Below are 18,907 nucleotides of genomic sequence, written 5' to 3' on the forward strand. Positions count from 1 at the left end.
TATAGGCAAATTACTGTGTGCTGTAGTTAAAACCTTCGCAACTTATCTACAGGTGAATGAGATGAACAGCCAGAGCAGCTGGATTACTACCGTAATTTCCGAGGACATCGTGCGCGGAGCCCTCGAGCTCGAGCGGACCGAACGCGGTGTGCTGACACACCGTCTGCCTGCCAGAGCTCGCACGCAATTCGCTGACGGGCAGATGGCAATGGCGCAATCACAACCGTCCGGAGTGCGGCTGGTGTTCCGAACCAGCGCTACGGCCATCGAACTCGACACTCTGCCCACGAAAATGATCTACATCGGTGCTCCGCCGAGGCCGCAAGGGGTGTACGACCTGATCGTCGACGGCGAACCAACCGGGCACGCAATCGCTGAGGGTGGCAACACGGTGACGATCGACATGGCGACCGGTACCGCTCAGAGACAATCCGGACCCGTCAGCACCATCCGCTTCGCGGACTTGCCCGCGCGATCCAAGACCGTCGAGATCTGGTTGCCGCACAACGAAACCACCGAACTTGTCGCATTGCGAACCGACGCCCCGCTCGAACTCGCAGTCGGCACGAAGCGTGATGTGTGGCTCCATCACGGAAGCTCGATCAGTCAAGGCTCCGGCGCTGAAAGTCCCTCCCGCACTTGGCCTGCTCTCGCAGCCTCCCTCGGCGGCGTGGATCTGATCAACCTCGGGTTCAGCGGCAGCGCTCTGCTGGACCAGTACGTCGCCCGCGCTATGCGAGACACTCCTGCCGACCTCATCAGCATCAAGATGGGCATCAATCTGGTCAACTCCGACGTGATGCGCCTGCGGGCCTTCACGTCGGCAATGCACGGCTTCCTCGACACGGTCCGCGACGGTCATCCAGTGGCTCCACTGCTGGTCGTCTCGCCTGTCTATTGCCCGATTCACGAAGACACGCCTGGACCTGGTGCATTCGATTTCGACGCGCTTGCCAGAGGCGAAATGCGATTCGTTGCTACCGGCGATCCCGCCGAGCGCGCAGCCGGAAAGCTGACGCTGCGCTCTATTCGGGAAGAGTTGGCGCGCATCGTAACCCAGCGATCGGCGGATGATCCCAATCTGCATTACGTCGACGGGTGCGATCTCTATGGTGCGGCCGAGAACGAAGAGTTGCCGCTTCCCGATCAGCTCCATCCGGACGCTGCGACGCACCGTCTCATCGGCGAACGCTTTGCCCAACGGGTATTCGCAGACGACGGCGCATTCGCACGCACGGTGTGATCGCGCAATCTGGTTCGATCGGATTTCACACGATTTGACCCTGACGTAGCGTGAGGGCTCACGATGGCTTCATGACCGATACTTACCCGGCATTCGACATCAGCCCCGTCCCTGTCCCCACTACAGACGCCGTGCCTCCGGAACAGTTCCGAGGTCTCTACGGTATGCCGATGTTCGTGTCGGTTCCGACTTCGAATCTGGCCGAATCGGCCGACTTCTGGATCCGTGGGCTCGGTTTCTTCGATCTCTTTTCGGTTCCTGATCGACTGACGCACCTGCGGCGCTGGGCATTTCAAGACGTTCTGCTCGTGCCCGGCGAATGTGCAGATTCACCACCGTCCGTCAGTGTGAGCTTTGCGTGTGTGCTGAGTCAGATGGACCAGATAGCACAGGCGTGTGAGGAATTGCGGCCCGGATGCACCAGCGGTCCACATCTGAAGCCGTGGAATTCACTGGAGTTGGAGATTGTGACACCGGAGAACGCGCGCGTGATCATGACGGCCGCTCGTCCGTACGACCCGAACAGTGCCGAGGCCGAGCATCTGCGAGGGATGGGAATTGACGGACCCGACGACTGAACCGAGGTCTGACGCTGTGGCCTCCCGAACCGCGTCTGTCAGACTGGATCACGTGACGGACCAACTCTTCGGAGACGAGGCAGACAGTGCTCTCACTGTCGGTGCTGCCGCATCACGACTAGGCATAACCGTACGTACCCTTCATCATTGGGACGCAATCGGTTTGGTGCGCCCGTCCGGGCGCAGTGACGGGGGCTACCGGCTGTACACCGACGCGGACCTCGGCCGCATCGGCCGGGTGCTTGTCTACCGTGACGTGGGTTTGTCGCTCGACGAGATCGGGATATTGCTCGATGCGCCCGCAGCCCACGTGGACGAGACGCTGCGTGGGCAGCGCGCCGAGTTGCGGCAACGGATAGCCGACTTGGAGGAACTGGGCGAGTCCTTGGATCGCATCATCGATGCCAGGAAGTCGGGTGTGCTGTTGCCGGCACACGAGCAGGTGTCGATCTTCGGCCGACACTGGCAGCCGTCATGGGGGCCGGAGGCGCACGAGCGTTGGGGTGACAGTGCGCAGTGGGCGCAGCACGCGGAACGGTCGGCGGGTAGGACCGCTGAGGATTGGCAGAAGATCGCCGACTGCGTCGAGACGCTCAACGAAGATCTGGCGCTGGCCTGCCGATCCGGTGTCGAACCGGGAAGCGCCGAGGCGAATTTGCTGGCAGAACGGCACCGAGCGTCGATCGGGGTTTACTTCGACTGCACACATTCGATGCAGGTGTGTCTGGGACGGATGTACGTGGCCGATCCGGGATTCACCGCGTTCTACGAGCAGGTCGAGACCGGTCTGACAGTGTGGCTCCGCGCTGTCATCGATGCGAATGCTCGGGCCAACGGGGTTGTCCCCGAATCGGCGACGTGGGTGTGAGTGAGCTGGTGGTCGCTCGTCAGTCCAAAGACGCACACGCAGTGCACCACGGTCGGCCGTCGACTCCGGGCGCACGATGGGACACTGCGATGCGCGCGGCCAAAATGCAGCTTTCGTTGTCGTGATAGACGTCGAGATCCGAAGGAACCGTCGAGTGGAACGCCGGGACCTTCATGTCTACCTCCGTTGTGGCTCGCCAGGGAGTTGGCTCGTTGCGGCAATCCTCCCACCACAGAGATCATCTCGCCTGTCGGCAGAAGCAGGGCCGTTGCTCGGCCAAATTGCCAGGGGTCGACACGTGCGGTCCCGTCCGCGCGATTGTGCAGCCCCGCAGCGACTTACAGGTGTGGTTACTTGGTCGCCCTGCCTTCCGAACAGATGCGCACTGCGCGCGGGGTGTGATCTTCGACGGCGCTCACCGCAGAGAATCCCGCAGGGATAGGCTGGACGGATGCGTGGAGAGTACAAGGTTCCTGGTGGAAAACTGGTCGCGGTCGACGTCGAGGTGGCGGACGGTCGGCTGTCCGAAGTCGCAGTCTCGGGGGACTTCTTCCTCGAGCCCGACAGCGCGCTCGACGACATCAACGCGGCGTTGCGCGGAATGCCCGCCGACTCGGATGCAGAACAGTTGGCGCATGCCATCTCCACTGCGCTCGACGAGTCCGTCTCGATGATCGGCTTCACGCCGCAGTCGGTCGGCATCGCGATCCGGCGCGCACTCGGCCACGCCACGAGCTGGGCGGATCACACCTTCGACCTCATCCCGCCGGTGGTTCTCGATCCCGCGATGCACGTCGCGCTGGACGAGGTCATCGCGCGTGAGGTCGCATCGGGTGAGCGTCCGCCGACATTGCGTTTCTGGGACTGGGACTCGCCCTTGGTCGTGATCGGATCGTTCCAGTCCGTGCGTAACGAGGTCGACTCCGAGGCGGCTGCGCGGTACGGCATCGGGGTGGTGCGCCGAATCTCCGGTGGCGGCGCTATGTTCATGGAACCGGGCAACTGCATCACGTACTCGTTGGCAGTACCGGCGTCATTGGTCGAGGGTTTGAGTTTCGAGCAGTCCTACGCGTTTCTCGATCAGTGGGTCATGGGAGCGCTTGCCGAGGTCGGTATCAACGCTCGGTATGTGCCGCTCAACGATATCGCCTCGGACAAGGGCAAGATCGCCGGCGCCGCTCAGAAGCGATTCGCGTCCGGCACTGTGCTCCATCACGTGACCATGGCCTACGACATCGACGCTGAGAAGATGACGCAGGTGTTGCGAATCGGACGAGAGAAGATGTCGGACAAGGGAACCAAGAGTGCGGCCAAGCGCGTCGATCCGCTGCGTTCGCAGACCGGAATGACGCGTGCAGCAATCCTGGAGTCGTTTGCGCAGCACTTTCGAGGTCAATACGACACCCACGACAGCGATTACACGGACCCGGAGTTGGAGCAGGCGCGCAAGCTGGTGGACACGAAGTTCAGAACCGAAGAGTGGACTCACCGCGTCCCGTGAAACCGAGAAACCGGGACGAGACCCGAGCGGTCTCGTCCCGGTCGCCTAGGTAGCCGGAGTCGCTGAGTTTGCCCCGAGGAGCTCGGCGTCGGCCGTCTCGGAGTTCCGCTTCGGAATGGTGAAAGTTGCGCTCACGCACAGGATTGCGATGACGAAGCACGCCACTGTGTACCAGAGGTTCCCGATGGGATCTCCAGCGCTGGTGGAACCGTCGACCGCGTCGAAGAAGTCGGGAAGCGCACTCGCCCACAGGACGGCCATGACAACCAGGTACACCACGCTGTAGATCTGCACGAACCTGTTGGTGTGTGCAGGAGTGTTCGATTCTGCCGAGCGCAGGTGCGTCCATTGGCGGACGAGAACCACGATCGCGACCACTGTGAGGACTGCAAGTTCAGCGGCGTAGAGGAACCCGCGGACAGTGTCGCTTCCCATACCGAAGACCGTCGCCGGGAGCGGGAGAATGAACGTACCCAGCGAGGCCAGCAGGCCGATCACGATGGTGCGCCATACCAATTGAAGTCCGGAGAAGTGCTTGCCGGCATCGACATGCCGTCCGACGAAGTACTGGACGCAGAATGCCAACGACATCGGCCACAGCGCGGCGAAGACGACCACGCTGGGAAGTGGAACCGCGTCGAACATGGGTTGGTTGATCGGGTTCGACGTCGACCACTCCCACCACCGCAACTGGGGCCCCAGGTGGTCGAAGATTTCGTAGAACGCATGGTGGACGAAGCCGACGCAGACAGCGCCCAGTAGTGGACCGTATTTGCGGAAAACGCCGAGCATTCTGACTATTTCGAAGGCCAGCGTCGCCATCAGTGGATAGATGGCAACGATGTACAGCGGCAGTCGACCCCACATGAAGTCGACGGTGAACACGTTGTGCGCGAACATCGTGTCCACTTGTTCTTCGATGCCGAACGCCGCCGGGAAGTACAGCGGAGGCTCGATGATGAACAGGTAGGCGGTGGCGCCGAACCAGAGAACCAGATTGGTGGGGTCGCCGTTGCGGCGCAACCGCACGATCGCCAGGACCAGTGCGAGCACCGAGCCGACGATGATGGTCCATTCGAGGACGGGCAGGGTCCAGTTCTCCAGCGCCGCCGGGTTACGGAACTCGACGAGTCCACCTGCTTCCTGACAGGAGAAACCGAGTTCTGTTGCGAGCTGGGAAAACGTGGGGGAGCAGTGTTCTGCCATCAGTTGGCCCCTGACGTGATCGACTCGGCTTGTGCCTGAGATTCGGCGGTGTACCAGCGTGTGCAGTCGTAGCCGTCGTCGTAACGCTTGAACCACTGGTCGGCGAGTGCGGGGAGTTTCTCGTGGTCCGGGTTGTGATTGGGCATCTGGCTGCGGAAGACACCGCCGAGTGCAACGAGTTGTTCTCCGAGTTGAAGGTGATCGAAGGCGCGAGGCATCGTGCCCTTGGTCAGATACGGAGCGAACGACGTCAGAATCTTCTGCTTGGTGCGGTGGGTGGCGAACATCGACAGTGAGTCGACTTGCCGCTCGGAGAGCGGAACGTGCTGGTTGAAGCCTGCGCAGGCGATACGAATCACCTTCATCACGTGCGCGAAGATCGACGGTGCCATCCGCATCCGGTAAAGCTCGCTTCCGACAACGGAATTGAAGATGATCAGAGCCGAGCTGCGATGCTCGACCTCCTCGACGAAGTGCCAGATGAACAGCGACGCGACGCGGTCGTCTCCCGGGCGGAACAAGGTCGCCTCGTTGTCGAGCATCAGCTTGAACACCGGAGTGAAGGTCGCCTCCAGGTCCGCGGTGTATGCAAGCCGGTAGTTCAGCGAGGTCGCCTCGGTCAGTAGATCGAATTCACCGATCACAGCGTCGAGCGTGTTCTGTAGTCCGGGGTAGCGCCTGATCAGAGCCTTCACATGCTGGCGGTGCGCGGTCGAGTGATGGCCTTCCTGACGCATGAACGCCACGGCTTCCTCGGCCACTTCAGGATCGCTGATCCGCGACTTGGTCTGCATGATCATCTTCACGATCATCTTCTCGAAACCGATGGCCAGGAACGAGACCGCGTTGGACATGCTCGACCAGGCCGGATTCTCCGGGTTCCACAGGAAGGGAACGTCCTGATCCTCGAATCCGAAGTCCATTTTTCGGGGTTGAAGGTTGGTCACTTGTCGAACCTCGTCTTTCGGAGGGGCTGGTCAGGTGGCCGCTCTGGCACTCGAAGCCACGTGTGGCGGTAATCATACATATTGGTGTGCAGTTGTATGTTCACTTTCGGCGAGGGGAGTGAATTCGAGGGGCGCAGATGCAAAACCTGCCTGTGTTAGCCTGTGGCTCTTGGACTTCGAGCGCAAAGACATGGTTCGAGCCTCGTTCGAGCGAGGAAGTGGGCAGTGGCACGAAGGCGTGGGTGGGGCGGCAATCCACCGGACAGTGACGAAGATGCGTCTCGTCGCATTGTCGAGGCCGCGGTCGAGTTGATCGGACGGACGAGTTCGGAAATCAGCATCGGCGACGTCGCCGAGTCACTGGGCGTGATCCGGCAGACCGTGTATCGATACTTCCCCAGCGCTGACGCTCTGATGCGGGCAGCTGCAATCGCGTCGGTCGACGGCTACCTCGATCGGCTCACCACACACGTGAGCGGCATCGAAGATCCCGTCGAGGCGATGACCGAGGGTGTCGTCTACACCCTGACCCAGGTCCACCGAACGCCGCATCTCGGCATTCTGCTCACCAGCACGAATTCGAGTCTTCATCCCGAAGGTCTGACCTCTCAGGAGGCGCAGGCCTTCGGAATGGCGATGATCACCCGCTTCGACGTGGACTGGGTGCGTTTCGGATACGACGACGCATCACTTCAGGAACTGGTCGAATACGTCCTGCGGACGATGCAGTCGTTTTTCCTCGCGCCCGGCGACCCGAAGCGGAGCGACGAGGAACTGCGGCGATACCTACGGCGCTGGATGGGTTCTGCGATCATCGCCCAGGGAAATTCTGTCAGCGGTGATCCGATCAGCGCAGAACCAGAGTCAAAACAACCGCGCTGACGCACGCGGCGATGACGACGATCAGCGCGAACAGGTCGGCGAGCTGAGGGCGCTTGGGGTACGCCGCGATCAAACCGGTGCCCCCGCGAGCGGAGATCGCTTCACCCATCTCGGCAGAGCGCCGAATTGCCACCGACATGGTCGTGGTGATCAGATCGACTATCGAATTGTCGGCAGCGCTGTTCACCACAGCTTTCGGGCGTAGTCGTCGCGCCGCCACCAGGGTGAGCATCTCGTCGATCAAGAGCGGAAGTGAACGAATGCAGAGGGCCGTCGCGATCGCCCACTCGTCGACCGGGATCTTGAGGAATCGCAGCGGTCTACCGAGCGTTGCCAGTGCCGGCGCCACATCGCTCATCGACGTGGTCCATGCCAACATCAGTGAGACGCAGAGCAATACAAGACCGAACGTCACAGCTTGCAGGTAGATGAAGACTGCGTCGAGGCCGATCGGAAGATTGATCAACGCGCCGAGCAGGATCAGCGCCCACAACCACCACGGAGGTCGCGGAACTGCAGTCGGGGGGATGCGTCCGATCACCGCGGTCAGCAACAACAATCCGAGTACGACGCCGATCGCCGGCCAGGACGGAGCGGTCACGACCACGATGCTGACGAGAACGACGGCAACGATCTTCGTTCCGGCCCACAATCGGTGGATCGGCGATGAAGTCGGGACTTCGCGCAGAAGTGTTGTCACGTCGTCGATCCTTCCAAGGCGCTGCTGGCGGCAGGGTCGAGGATGCGACCCTCCGACAGTCGAATTGTTCTGCTGCACACGGCGTCCATGCCGTCGACATCGTGGGAGATGACGACTACTGCGGTTCCGTTCCGACGAATCCACCTGAGTACGTTCAGGATTTCGTGTCGACCGGGTGGATCGAGACCGGCCAACGGTTCGTCGAGGATGAGTACCCGCGGTTGGCGCACGAGGAGACCGGCCAGGACGACGCGTCGCATCTGTCCGCCGCTCAACTCGTCGATGCTGCGGCCGGCGATGTGACGGTCGAGTCCGACGGCGTCGAGCGCCCACGAGACTTGCACCGATCCGATCTCCGGACCTCCGGCGGCCTCGATGTCTTCGGCGACGGTTCGGCGTTGCAGCTGCAGTCGCGAATGCTGGAACGTGAGACCGACGGTGCCGAGTTGGCGTGAGACGGGTTTGCCGTCGAAGACTGCGGTTCCCTTGCTCGGTGCGATCAAGCCCGCCATGATCCAGGCCAGAGTCGATTTACCGGAACCGTTGCCGCCCAGAACCAGCAGCCCGTCGCCGTCGCCGATTGTGAGATTGACGTCCGACAAGGCGCGCCGCGACCACGGAGTCCGGTCGTTGTACGTGTGGGTGACATCGGTGAGTTGGAGGACAGCTCGAGTGCTGACCGGCCACGGCGCAGACGGAGGACCCCCGAACGTCGACGTCATCCAACCTGGTTGGTGATCGATCTGCCGTCCGCGTTGTAGTTGAATCACCCGATCTGCGTTGCGGGTGTCGGCGTGGTGATGGGTGACCAGTACCACGGCCATCGGGTGGCGTCGCGGAAGTTCGGCAAGGAGCGAGACCAATTCCTCCCGGCCGGCCTGATCGACCATCGCGGTGGCTTCGTCCGCGATCAGCAGAGCGGGGCGCCGCGCCAGCGCGGCTGCAACAGCCAGACGTTGCATCTCGCCACCGGACAGCCCGGAGGTCTCACGCATACCCATGCCCGCGAGTCCCACCTCGGCCAGCAGTGCATCGACGTCGGGATGCGACTCGGGGGGGAGCCCCCAGACGACGTCGTCCGCGACGCGGGTTCCGAGGATCTGGCTTTCGGGTCGTTGGAGGACGACGGCGGTTCCGCCGTGTCGGCCGAGACCGGCGGACCCGGGTCTCGTCAGCGTCCCGACAGTCGGCGCGCGACCGGCGAGCAACCGGGTGAGTGTGGACTTGCCCGAGCCGTTGTGGCCGACGACGGTGACGAACTCTCCTCGTCGCACGGTGAAGTTGACGTCGACGAGGGCCGGTGTCGTTGCACCCGGATAGGTGAAGCCCACGTGATCGAAAGTGACCGGCAACGGATCGATCGGACGGTCGTCGGGTGCTGTCTGGAGCGGGTCGGCCGAAGGGAGTGCAGCCAATCGGTCGAGGACGGCGCCGAGGACGAAATAGGAGACGACGGTACTGAGGACGATTCCGGAGATGATGGACACGCCGATCCACAACCACCAGTAGTCGATGATCGAGCCGATGCTGTTCTCGATCCATTCGGCTGCGCCGACGAGTGTGGGGGCACGCTTCAAGATCTCGGCCACGCCCAACGCGGTGTTCTCGAGCGAGGTCAACAACAAGGTGCGCAGCGGAGCGAGAACAAGCAACAGGACTATGGAGAACAACGCCAGCGCGGGCCCGATGACCAATGACGACAGCAATGCGGAGACGAAGCCGAGACCGCGCCGCTTGACCGTACCGATGATTCCGCCGAGGAGAGCGCTCAATGCGACCGCCGCCGCAGATCCCGAACCCGCCGCGACGAAGGCGACTGCCGTAGCCGAGATACCGGCCGTCGTCACGGCGCGGACTCGGAAGCGCTGGGCAACAATTCCCATCGGAACGGCGGCCACGAGGTTGAGGGCGCTGGCCATGGGGATGACCGTGGCAATGACGGACAACGCGACCGTGAATCCGGCCATGACGGCACCCGTTGCCAACTCGAGTGGTCGAAGGTTGCCGGTTTCGCGGACTTGCGGACGGTTGCTCACTACGTCCAGTGTGCCAGTGGTGACATAACTCCCGCCCGACTGATGGTGAGCGCATCGGGGTGATTGCGTAGGCTTCACCTCAAACAATGCATCGGACGGAGCGTGGAAGACGTGAGTGCAGCACCCATCAGGGTCGGGGTTCTGGGAGCCAAGGGCAAGGTCGGTCGAGCGATCTGCGAGGCAGTGGAAGCTGCTCCCGATCTGGAACTCGTCGCTCAGGTCGACACCGGTGATCGCATCGAGACGTTTGTCGACACCCGCACTCAGGTAGTGGTCGATTTCACGCACCCCGACGTCGTCATGGGAAATCTGGAATTCCTCGTGGCCAACGGAATTCACGCAGTGATCGGCACCACCGGTTTCGACGAGTCCAGGCTTGCGACTGTGCAGTCCTGGCTCGACGCCCAGCCGGCAACGGGTGTTCTGATCGCCCCGAACTTCGCCATCGGTGCTGTGCTGTTGATGCGCTTCTCGGCTGCCGCGGCGCGCTTCTTCGATTCCGTCGAGGTCATCGAACTCCATCACCCCAACAAGGCAGATGCTCCCTCGGGCACCGCATACCGAACGGCCGCGATGATCGCCGAGGCTCGCGCGGAAGCAGGCGTGGGACGCAGTCCTGACGCCACCACGACCGAGCTCGAGGGTGCGCGCGGAGCGGACGTCGACGGCGTCCGGGTTCACTCCGTGCGGATGGCCGGACTGGTCGCGCATCAGGAAGTGATTCTCGGAACTCAGGGCGAGACGCTGACCATTCGCCACGACTCGATCGACCGGAATTCGTTCGCGCCGGGCGTTCTGCTCGGTGTCCGCCAGATCGGCTCGCGTCCGGGTCTGACGGTCGGTATCGATTCCTTTCTCGATCTATGAACAAGACCACCCGCACCGTCGCACTGATCGTCGCGATTTGCATTGCGCTCGCGGTGTACTTCGTGCTGCTCGGCCAGCGCGGAATCCAGCTCATCCAGGACGGTGGCGGCGCCGCGATCGGTCTCGGGATCGGCGTGCTGATCCTGCCGTTCCTGGGGCTGTGGCTCGTCATCGCCACGCTCCGTGCCGGCTTCACGCACCAGCGCCTCGCGCAGCAGATTCACGACGAGGGCCTCGCTGTCGATGCGTCTGCGCTTCCGAAATTGCCTTCGGGCCGGATCGAGCGAGCGGCTGCCGACGAGTTGTTCGCCCAGATCAAGGTCGACTGGGAAGCAGACCCGGACAACTGGAAGCAGAACTTCCGACTTGCTCGCGCCTACGACTATGCCGGTGACCGAAGCCGGGCTCGGGAAACCATGCGACGGGCAGTCGAACTGGAACGCCGTTCACGAGGCAAGTAGGTGTCTACGCCGCGGAGCGGGGCCTGCTGAGACGCTACCGCTCCGGAACGGTTGTGGGAGATGACGGATCCGGAGTGGTGGGGTCGAATGGCGGCGGGTTGTTCGGGTCGAAGCTCGTCACCGGCACCGAACAGGTCGCGCCCACTTCGGGATACGTGTTCGGGTTGACGCGCAGAGCCGAGACGAACTGATCGATGCGCGCGTCCGCGGCGTTGTCGAGCTTGAGCTGACGGCCCCACGACTGCAGCGAGATCGGCGAATCCAGGGTCGGATACGGCGACATCAACGTGTAGCTCATGCCCTCGACTCGCTGTGCCAAGCGAGCCTGATCCTCGCTCGAGACGAGGTCGGGGTTGTACGTGATCCACACGGCCCCGTGCTCGAGAGAATGGACCGCATTCTCGGTCCGAATCGCTTGTGGATAAACAACTCCGGTGCAGTTTGCCCAGACCGAGTCATGACGGCCGCCGAAGGGCGGTGAATATGTGTACGCCACGCGTTCGTTCGGGCGTACGTGTTGGGCTGCTGGGTAGTCGACCGTGACAACTCCGTCGATGGCTTCGGACGGATCCGGGTTGTCGATGCTCGGAACAAACGCATCCGGGCGCGGTGATCCTTCGAGGGAATTCGCACACGAAGCCAGTGCGAGAACTGCCGAGACCACCACTGTCGCTCGAAGTTGTTTGTTCACTCGGCCATGATAGCGGCGCCTGTCCGCTTTCCCGGGGACGCGAATCGACTACGACCCGAGAGAGCCGCTCGCTCCGCCCGACAGTGCGATGTCGCTGGCGCCGCGAAGAATTCGGATTGGTGGTAATGGCCCTCGGTATGCCTCGGAGCCACTGATCAGATCACCGGCAGCGTCGAACGCGATCGCCTCACCTTGTGGTTCGTCGGGAAGGGGGACGCGAATCGGGTTGGTGTTCAACGCTTTCACGACATCGCCGTCGGGAGCTGCGTACAGGTAAGCGTCGGTATACGTGCGGAGCGCTACCACCGTGCCGTCCTTGCTCACGGCGCCGCCGGTGACAGCCATCGTGCCGGCGTGGGGGACGGGCCCACCGGGTGTGAGGGTGGGAGTAAATCTGAGCTGACCTACTTTGGCCAACATGGTCGGCGAGCCCGTACTCAGATCCTGAACCTGCTGTCGCTCAGCGGTTGTGTAGACCACGCTTGCACCCAGGTAGTCCTTGGTGACGATGACGGGAACCCCGTCGCTCTGGATCAGTAGTGTCTCGGCGTCGTGCCCGCCGTCGGGATAGACCAGGGGGTAGGAGGTCGCCGCACCTGAAGCCGGATCGAGGTCGATCAGCCCGACCGACGTTCGTACCGCGTTGTTGTCGCCGATGTCTGCCAGCCACAGATGGCCGTCGGGAGTCGACGACAGATCCTCGACGTCGACACGAGGGGTGCCCACGCTGATCCAGCGCTGCACGTGGCAGTTCGAATCGAGTTCGGCGACCCGATCGTCGGAGCCGCTGTCGCCGATTGCGTACATCCCGGCCGCGGTGACGGTGAGTCCGGACAGCTCGGAAAGGCCTGCATCGGTGGGTGTGCACAGTACGTCGAAGACGCGGGCCTGTTGCGCCGCCGCAGGAACGGTGCGAACGCCGACAATCGCGGCGGCGAGAACAACCGATCCGGCAGCCCAAGCGACTGAGTGGGTGAGCGGTCGATTCCAGATCACGATGCAGTCCTCCAGGCCGAAGAATCGGGACTTAGTACCCAGAGAATACTGGACGTCCGTCTCACTTTGACCGAAACTGCAAGAAATCGCATCTGCCGAGACGCCGTGATGCGTCAGTGATTCACCGAGTGAATCCGCGTGCAGGAGGGGATACTCGACTCACCGGAGATCGGCGGCGACGAGCAGGAAGTGACGAAGCGATGGCGAAGAGTGAGTCCGACAAGCAAGGCGCAGATTCCCCGTCTCGGTTGATCGACAAGCGAATCGAGGAACTCGGAGACTGGCGGGGCGAGATGCTCGCCCGGATACGAACTCTGATCAAAGAAGTGGATCCGGATGTGGTGGAGGAATGGAAGTGGCGAGGTGTTCCCGTGTGGTACCACGCCGGAATGATCTGTACCGGTGAGACTTACAAGAGCGCAGTGAAGGTGACCTTTGCCAAAGGCGCATCACTCGACGACGCTTCAGGACTCTTCAACTCCAGCCTCGAGGGCAATACGCGACGGGCGATCGATTTCCACGAGGGCCAAGCCGTCGACGAAAAGGCGTTCAAGGCACTCGTTCACGCCGCGATTGCCCTGAACACCTCGAAGAAGTGACGCCCTGTCAGAGATGATGTTCAGCGAGGTCGAACGCACTGAGTAGCGTGCGGAATTTTGTACTGGTCTCTCTCAATTCGATTTCCGGGTCGGAAGTAGCGACGATGCCGCCGCCGGCGTAGGCCCGCGCCGAGAGGCCGTCTGCTGCGATCTCGGCGCAACGAATAGCTACCATCCACTCGCCGTCTCCAGTCCGGTCGCACCAGCCCACGGCACCGGCATAGAACCCACGATCGGCTTCGGTTGCGGTGATGTGCTCGCGTGCGGCGACCGTCGGTGTGCCGCAGACAGCGGGAGTCGGATGCAGCGCCATTGCGAGTTCGAGCGAGGTCAGGCTCGGGTCGATCAGGACACCTTCGATCTTGGTCCCGAGATGCCACAGTTGCGGTGTCCGAAGGATTTCCGGTGCGCTGGGTGCATTGAAGGACGTGCACAGTGGTCCGAGTATCGCGCTGATGGAGTCGACGACAAACGCGTGTTCGGCCAGATCTTTGGTCGACGCGCGGAGTTGCTCGGCATTCGCCTCGTCCTGATCCGAATTCGGATGGCGTGCAATCGAGCCCGCCAGCGGGTGGCAGGTGACGACGCCGCCTCGCCTTTCGATCAGAACCTCGGGCGTCGAACCGACCAGCGAACGCCCGCGGTACTTTCCTCCGGCGGGGGACAGGTCGACGCAGAAACCGTTGTGCGCGTGATCGAGTGCAATCAGTTTCTCGGCCAGAGCGGCGGGGAAGATCGTGGACTCGGCCTCGATGGTCAGGGAGCGTGCGAGGACAACTTTGTCGAGTTCGCCTGCTCGAAGTCGTTCGATGGCTCCGCGGACCCTGTCGGTGTGGATCTGCGGGCTGGGTTCGAATCCGGCTACCCGCGAAGTGGGTAATGACGGGATGTTCGAGTGATATAGATCACCGCGGACTCGTGTGAAACTCAGTGGCGCGGTGAGGGCGGACGGCGTCTCCGGGGAGAACGGCAGGGCGCCGACGACCGAGTCGATGCGCCCGGTCTTGAGGGCTTCGGCAGCGTCGAAGGCCGAGTCGAATTCTTCGACTACTCCCGAAGTGCGGATCGACGTTTGCCTACGTGAGAGCAGGAAAACGGAGTCCGTTTCATCGTCAGTCCGGTTGTTGCGCAACGGGAATTCGGAGACTTCGGCGAGTGCTGACATGGACACCCTTCCAGTTCGACAGATTGCTTGTTATGTTGAGGCTAGCCTTAGTTTGGGTGAATTTGTGTTGCGAGCGTCCGGGTTGTGTACTTCCGTACCGTTATGGTTAGGCTGGCCTAAAGTCAAGGCGTGCGGACGGGGTCGACACGAGGTTGGGTTGGCTCGATCTGAGCGCGTCGACCACTACTCGAGGAGACCGATGAGCAACACCGTGGACCGTGACCAGATCGTGCGCGACGTCGCCGAGGTTCTGTCGATGAGGGCAGAACAACTCGGCGACGACGCGGACCTGGGTGACGAAGGCCTTGACTCGGTTCGCTTGATGACGCTCGTCGAACGGTGGCGGGGAGCGGGCGCGGATGCCGACTTCGCGGAGTTGGCAGAAGAGCCCACGATCAATGCCTGGGTTCAGGTCCTGTGCCCGCAGTGAGCGAGCGCCGAATCGCCGTGGTCACCGGTGCTGCGGCGGGGATCGGCGCCGCAGTGGCCCGTACGCTTGCGCGCGACGGGTATTCGCTGGCGTTGCTCGATCGCGACGACGTCGAATTGAAGCGGGTAACTGCGGAATTGGCAGAAACAATCGTCGAAGGCGCCGATATCGAGAGTCACGTCGTGGACGTGACCGATCGGCAGGCAGTCGACGCTGCAGTGGCCTCGACGATGGACACGTTCGGCCGGATCGACGCGCTCGCGCACGTCGCCGGAATTCTCGACACCGGATCGGTGCTGGACTCCGATCCGGACCAGTGGCGGAAGATATTCGGCGTCAACGTCTTCGGATTGCTGAACGTGCTGCAAAGCGTGGGACTGGAAATGCGTCGCCGTCGGGCCGGGGCGATCGTGGTCGTCTCGTCGAACGCGGCCGGTGTCCCACGTATCGGGATGGGTGCTTACGGTTCGTCCAAAGCTGCTGCCACCATGTTGGTTCGAACCGCTGGACTGGAGCTGGCTACTGACGGCATTCGTGTCAACGTGGTCGCTCCGGGATCCACCGACACAGCGATGCAGCGGTCACTGTGGTCGGACCCTTCCGACGATTCGGGTGCCGACGCGGTCATCGAAGGCAATCTGGCGAGCTATCGCCTGGGTATTCCGCTCGGAAAACTGGCCACCGCAGACGATATCGCGGACTCGGTGCACTTCCTGCTGTCCGACCGGGCGGCCCACATCACCATGCAGGCGCTGTACGTCGACGGTGGAGCGACGCTCAAAGCGTGAGACGTATTTGCTGACAGTACTTTCGAACAGGAGTCACTTGCATGACCTCGAGGATCGCTCGCGAGCCCTTGGCACCCGTCGCACAGTATCCACCCGATTTGGTGACGTATTATCGGGGACGAGGCTATTGGACTGACGAGACGCTGGCCGGATTCGTCACGGCCGCGGCCGCACGGCATCCCGACAATGAAGCGGTGGTCGGCAGCGATGCCTCTGGCACACAGACACGGCTGACGTATTCCGACCTCGATCGTCGCAGCTCGGCCGTGGCCGGAGGCCTGTCCGGCTTGGGTGTTCGCGCCGGTGACCGGGTGCTTCTGCAGCTGCCGAACATCGTGGAATACGTCGAAGCATTGTTCGGTGTGTTGAAGCTCGGCGCCCTGCCGGTATTCGGGTTGCCGGCGCATCGCCGAACCGAAATCGGATACTTCTGCCAGTTCGCTGATGTCGCTGCCTATATCGTCGCCGACCGTCATGGCGGGTTCGACTACCGCGCGCTGGCGCGTGAGGTGAACGAAGGCCTCGAGACTCCGCCTGTTGTGATCGTGGCCGGTGACCCCGAAGAGTTTGTCGGTTTCGATTCGCTGCGCGGATACGAGGTTCCCGTTCTTGCCGACGTCGATCCGTTGTCGGTCGCCTTTCTTCAGCTTTCCGGTGGCACGACCGGTGTTCCGAAGCTGATTCCGCGAACGCACGCCGACTACCTCTACTCGGTGCGAGCGTCCAACCCGATCTGTGGCGTCGACGACGCGACGCGCATGTTGGTGGTTCTTCCTGCAGCGCATAATTTTCCGATGAGTTCGCCGGGCATCCTGGGTGTTCTCCACGCGGGCGGCTCCGTGGTTCTGGCGCCGGACACCATGCCCTCCACAGCTTTCGGTCTGATCGAATCAGAGCGAGTCACGCACGCTTCCTTGGTTCCACCGATCGCGTTGGCCTGGATGGCCGCCCCCAGTAAGGCAGATCACGATCTGTCGAGCTTGCGGGTTCTCGGCGTCGGCGGAGCGAAGTTCAGCGCCGAAGCCGCTGCACGCGTACCCACGGAGTTGGGCTGCACCCTCCAGCAGGTGTTCGGGATGGCCGAGGGGCTGGTCAACTACACCCGCCTCGACGACACGCAAGAATTGATCGTCAGCACTCAGGGCCGGCCCATTTCACCCGACGACGAGGTTCGTGTGGTCGACGACGAAGGCGCGCTCGTCGCGCCCGGAACCACGGGGCACTTACTGACTCGGGGTCCGTACACGATCCGCGGCTATTACCGGGCGGATGCGCACAATGCCGAGGTCTTCGACGCCGAAGGTTTCTATCGCACCGGCGATCTGGTCAGCGTCACCGATTCAGGACATCTGATAGTCGAGGGGCGCGCAAAAGACCAGATCAACCGCGGCGGTGAGAAGGTTGCGGCCGAGGAGATCGAGAACCACCTGCTCTCGCATCCGGCTGTCCACGATGCGGCCGTCGTCGCCGTTCCCGACGAGTACCTGGGCGAACGAACCTGTGCTGTTCTGGTGATTTCCGGAGATGCACCGACCGTCGGCGAGATCAAGCGATACATACGAGGCCGAGGCGTTGCGGCGTACAAGGTTCCGGATCGAGTGGAGTTCGTGACCGAGTTCCCCGTCACCGGCGTCGGAAAGACCAGCAAGGCGGCCTTGCGCCGTGTTCTCAGCGAATCGATTGCCGCACAGACTGTGTCGAGTTGATCGGTTCCCACCCCCATTTTCGAGGAGATTCATCATGGCGCTACCCACAGCAGTGCGATACGAGATGCCCACCGAGTTTCCGCAGAATCGGGTCGACTGGACTCTCGATCCTTCCCGAGCGGTGTTGCTTCTGCACGACATGCAGGAATATTTCGTGAACGCGTACGACCGAAGCGTCGACCCGCTCCAAACCGTGGTTCCGAACATCGACCGGCTTCGTTCGTCGGCGCGAGCTGCCGGAATCCCGATCGTCTACACCGCCCAACCCGGTGATCAGGATCCCGAGGAGCGTGCGTTGCTGTCGGATTTCTGGGGACCGGGTCTGAAGGCAGATCCCGCTCACACCGACGTGATCGCCGAGTTGGCTCCGCATTCGGACGACGTGATGCTCACAAAATGGCGCTACAGCGCCTTCATCAAGACGGATCTGCGTGAGCGGCTGCGCGAGAGTGGGCGTGACCAGCTGATCATCACCGGAATCTATGCCCACATCGGTTGCCTGACTACCGCTTTGGACGGGTTCATGCAAGACGTGCAGATCTTCTTCGTGGGCGACGCGGTAGCCGACTTCTCCCTGGACGAGCATGTCGGTGCGCTCAAGTACGCGGCCGGGCGCTGCGCCTCGGTCACCCGAACCGACGACCTGGTCAAGGCGATGAGCGCGGAAACCGTTTCGGCGTAGGCGTGAACGGCGACGGGTGCGCCACCCGTCGCCGTATTGTCAGATGTGTGAAGACTCTGTTGGTGGTTCACCACTCGCCCTCGCCGACAACCCACGAATTGTTGGATGCAGTCCTGGCCGGGGCTCGCGATCCCGAGATCGAGGGCGTCGAGGTGAAGGTGATGCCGGCGTTGGCGGCGACGGTGCCCGACGTCCTCGCTGCTGACGGCTATCTTTTCGGAACCACCGCCAATTTCGGTTACATGTCGGGCGCGCTGAAATACTTCTTCGACACCACGTACTACCAATGCCTCGGCGCGGTTTCGGATCGACCGTACGGCCTGTGGGTTCACGGCAACAACGACACTGCCGGTGCAGTGTCCTCGGTGCGCAAACTCGCCACCGGGCTCGGATTGGTCGCGGTGGCGGATCCGCTCGAAGTGACTGTGAGCGTGGACAAATCTGTCCGCGATGGTTGTTATGAACTGGGCGGAACCGTCGCGGCAACGCTGATGGACTAGCCTTCACTTTCTCGTTTCGATTCACGAAAGAGACTGTCCCGCAAGCGGTTGTAGAAGCGCG

Annotated in this window: 21 protein-coding genes; 13 read left to right on the forward strand and 8 right to left on the reverse strand. The window is 62.3% G+C overall.

Features of this window, described 5'->3' with window-relative positions; all coding sequences use genetic code 11:
- Window positions 1-61 precede the first annotated feature (61 nt).
- From M0639_RS12580 to M0639_RS12590, 3 genes are all read left to right on the forward strand, one after another.
- Entirely contained in the window at window positions 62-1,243 is a 1,182-nt protein-coding gene (locus M0639_RS12580) for a GDSL-type esterase/lipase family protein (protein WP_030535585.1), read from the forward strand.
- Between the two features lie 71 nt (window positions 1,244-1,314).
- Window positions 1,315-1,821 (forward strand): VOC family protein, encoded by a 507-nt coding sequence (locus M0639_RS12585; protein WP_054800863.1) that lies wholly within the window; start codon window positions 1,315-1,317, stop codon window positions 1,819-1,821.
- A 52-nt stretch (window positions 1,822-1,873) separates the two neighbouring features.
- Window positions 1,874-2,689, forward strand: a complete 816-nt coding sequence (locus M0639_RS12590; RefSeq protein WP_064073715.1) for a MerR family transcriptional regulator — start codon at window positions 1,874-1,876, stop codon at window positions 2,687-2,689.
- Between the two features lie 19 nt (window positions 2,690-2,708).
- On the opposite strand, the gene M0639_RS12595 is transcribed toward M0639_RS12590, so the two are convergent.
- Window positions 2,709-2,864, reverse strand: a complete 156-nt coding sequence (locus M0639_RS12595) for a hypothetical protein (RefSeq protein ID WP_003942131.1) — start codon at window positions 2,862-2,864, stop codon at window positions 2,709-2,711.
- A gap of 276 nt (window positions 2,865-3,140) precedes the next feature.
- Between M0639_RS12595 and lplAB the strand changes: the two genes are divergently transcribed.
- Window positions 3,141-4,190, forward strand: a complete 1,050-nt coding sequence (gene lplAB / locus M0639_RS12600) for a lipoate-protein ligase LplAB (protein WP_050655770.1) — start codon at window positions 3,141-3,143, stop codon at window positions 4,188-4,190.
- A 45-nt stretch (window positions 4,191-4,235) separates the two neighbouring features.
- Here the strand turns inward: lplAB and M0639_RS12605 are convergent, their stop codons facing one another.
- Both M0639_RS12605 and M0639_RS12610 read right to left on the reverse strand, forming a co-directional pair.
- A complete protein-coding gene (locus tag M0639_RS12605; RefSeq protein WP_064073671.1) occupies window positions 4,236-5,396 on the reverse strand; it encodes a DUF7802 domain-containing protein in 1,161 nt (386 codons plus the stop codon).
- Window positions 5,396-6,343: a metal-dependent hydrolase gene (locus M0639_RS12610; protein WP_030535581.1), complete on the reverse strand. Its 948-nt coding sequence runs from the start codon at window positions 6,341-6,343 to the stop codon at window positions 5,396-5,398. The genes M0639_RS12605 and M0639_RS12610 overlap by 1 nt, the downstream gene beginning before the upstream one ends.
- A 225-nt stretch (window positions 6,344-6,568) precedes the next feature.
- Between M0639_RS12610 and M0639_RS12615 the strand changes: the two genes are divergently transcribed.
- The gene (locus tag M0639_RS12615; RefSeq protein WP_007735111.1) at window positions 6,569-7,225 is read left to right on the forward strand and encodes a TetR/AcrR family transcriptional regulator; all 657 of its coding nucleotides are present in this window, start codon (window positions 6,569-6,571) and stop codon (window positions 7,223-7,225) included.
- On the opposite strand, the gene M0639_RS12620 is transcribed toward M0639_RS12615, so the two are convergent.
- Together M0639_RS12620 and M0639_RS12625 are read right to left on the reverse strand one after the other, a co-directional pair.
- The gene (locus tag M0639_RS12620) at window positions 7,191-7,925 is read right to left on the reverse strand and encodes an energy-coupling factor transporter transmembrane component T family protein (RefSeq protein WP_042450697.1); all 735 of its coding nucleotides are present in this window, start codon (window positions 7,923-7,925) and stop codon (window positions 7,191-7,193) included. The genes M0639_RS12615 and M0639_RS12620 overlap by 35 nt on opposite strands.
- Window positions 7,922-9,961, reverse strand: coding sequence for an ATP-binding cassette domain-containing protein (locus M0639_RS12625; protein WP_030535578.1), 2,040 nt, complete (start codon window positions 9,959-9,961; stop codon window positions 7,922-7,924). The genes M0639_RS12620 and M0639_RS12625 overlap by 4 nt, the downstream gene beginning before the upstream one ends.
- A 111-nt stretch (window positions 9,962-10,072) precedes the next feature.
- Here M0639_RS12625 and dapB point away from each other — a divergent pair, with 111 nt between their 5' ends.
- Window positions 10,073-10,828, forward strand: a complete 756-nt coding sequence (gene dapB / locus M0639_RS12630) for a 4-hydroxy-tetrahydrodipicolinate reductase (RefSeq protein WP_007735114.1) — start codon at window positions 10,073-10,075, stop codon at window positions 10,826-10,828.
- A complete protein-coding gene (locus tag M0639_RS12635; RefSeq protein ID WP_003942246.1) occupies window positions 10,825-11,289 on the forward strand; it encodes a hypothetical protein in 465 nt (154 codons plus the stop codon). Before dapB ends, M0639_RS12635 begins: the two co-directional genes overlap by 4 nt.
- Before the next feature lie 34 nt (window positions 11,290-11,323).
- Here M0639_RS12635 and M0639_RS12640 read toward each other — a convergent pair whose 3' ends face one another.
- A complete protein-coding gene (locus M0639_RS12640; protein ID WP_003942235.1) occupies window positions 11,324-11,980 on the reverse strand; it encodes a thioredoxin-like domain-containing protein in 657 nt (218 codons plus the stop codon).
- A gap of 48 nt (window positions 11,981-12,028) precedes the next feature.
- The gene (locus M0639_RS12645) at window positions 12,029-12,976 is read right to left on the reverse strand and encodes a hypothetical protein (RefSeq protein ID WP_064073670.1); all 948 of its coding nucleotides are present in this window, start codon (window positions 12,974-12,976) and stop codon (window positions 12,029-12,031) included.
- 200 nt (window positions 12,977-13,176) lie between these two features.
- On the opposite strand from M0639_RS12645, the gene M0639_RS12650 reads away from it, so the two are divergent.
- Window positions 13,177-13,575 carry a DUF1801 domain-containing protein gene (locus M0639_RS12650; protein WP_007735116.1) on the forward strand — a complete coding sequence of 133 codons (399 nt, stop codon included), beginning with the start codon at window positions 13,177-13,179 and terminating at the stop codon, window positions 13,573-13,575.
- Window positions 13,576-13,582: 7 nt separating this feature from the next.
- Here the strand turns inward: M0639_RS12650 and M0639_RS12655 are convergent, their stop codons facing one another.
- Entirely contained in the window at window positions 13,583-14,740 is a 1,158-nt protein-coding gene (locus M0639_RS12655) for an isochorismate synthase (RefSeq protein WP_020969440.1), read from the reverse strand.
- Between the two features lie 199 nt (window positions 14,741-14,939).
- Here M0639_RS12655 and M0639_RS12660 point away from each other — a divergent pair, with 199 nt between their 5' ends.
- From M0639_RS12660 to M0639_RS12680, 5 genes are read left to right on the forward strand one after another with little or no spacing between them, the layout of a single operon-like run.
- Complete coding sequence (locus tag M0639_RS12660) at window positions 14,940-15,170, forward strand: phosphopantetheine-binding protein (protein ID WP_003942230.1); 231 nt, start codon at window positions 14,940-14,942, stop codon at window positions 15,168-15,170.
- A complete protein-coding gene (locus M0639_RS12665) occupies window positions 15,158-15,958 on the forward strand; it encodes a 2,3-dihydro-2,3-dihydroxybenzoate dehydrogenase (protein ID WP_003942103.1) in 801 nt (266 codons plus the stop codon). The genes M0639_RS12660 and M0639_RS12665 overlap by 13 nt, the downstream gene beginning before the upstream one ends.
- 41 nt (window positions 15,959-15,999) lie before the next feature.
- On the forward strand, window positions 16,000-17,664 hold the full coding sequence (locus M0639_RS12670; RefSeq protein WP_064073669.1) for a (2,3-dihydroxybenzoyl)adenylate synthase: 1,665 nt from the start codon (window positions 16,000-16,002) through the stop codon (window positions 17,662-17,664).
- Window positions 17,665-17,698: 34 nt separating this feature from the next.
- Window positions 17,699-18,346 carry an isochorismatase family protein gene (locus M0639_RS12675; protein ID WP_054800851.1) on the forward strand — a complete coding sequence of 216 codons (648 nt, stop codon included), beginning with the start codon at window positions 17,699-17,701 and terminating at the stop codon, window positions 18,344-18,346.
- Between the two features lie 47 nt (window positions 18,347-18,393).
- Complete coding sequence (locus M0639_RS12680) at window positions 18,394-18,846, forward strand: flavodoxin family protein (protein ID WP_003942217.1); 453 nt, start codon at window positions 18,394-18,396, stop codon at window positions 18,844-18,846.
- Window positions 18,847-18,907: the final 61 nt, after the last annotated feature.

Origin of the sequence: Rhodococcus qingshengii JCM 15477 (genome assembly GCF_023221595.1) — a bacterium.
Lineage (GTDB): Bacteria > Actinomycetota > Actinomycetes > Mycobacteriales > Mycobacteriaceae > Rhodococcus_F > Rhodococcus_F qingshengii.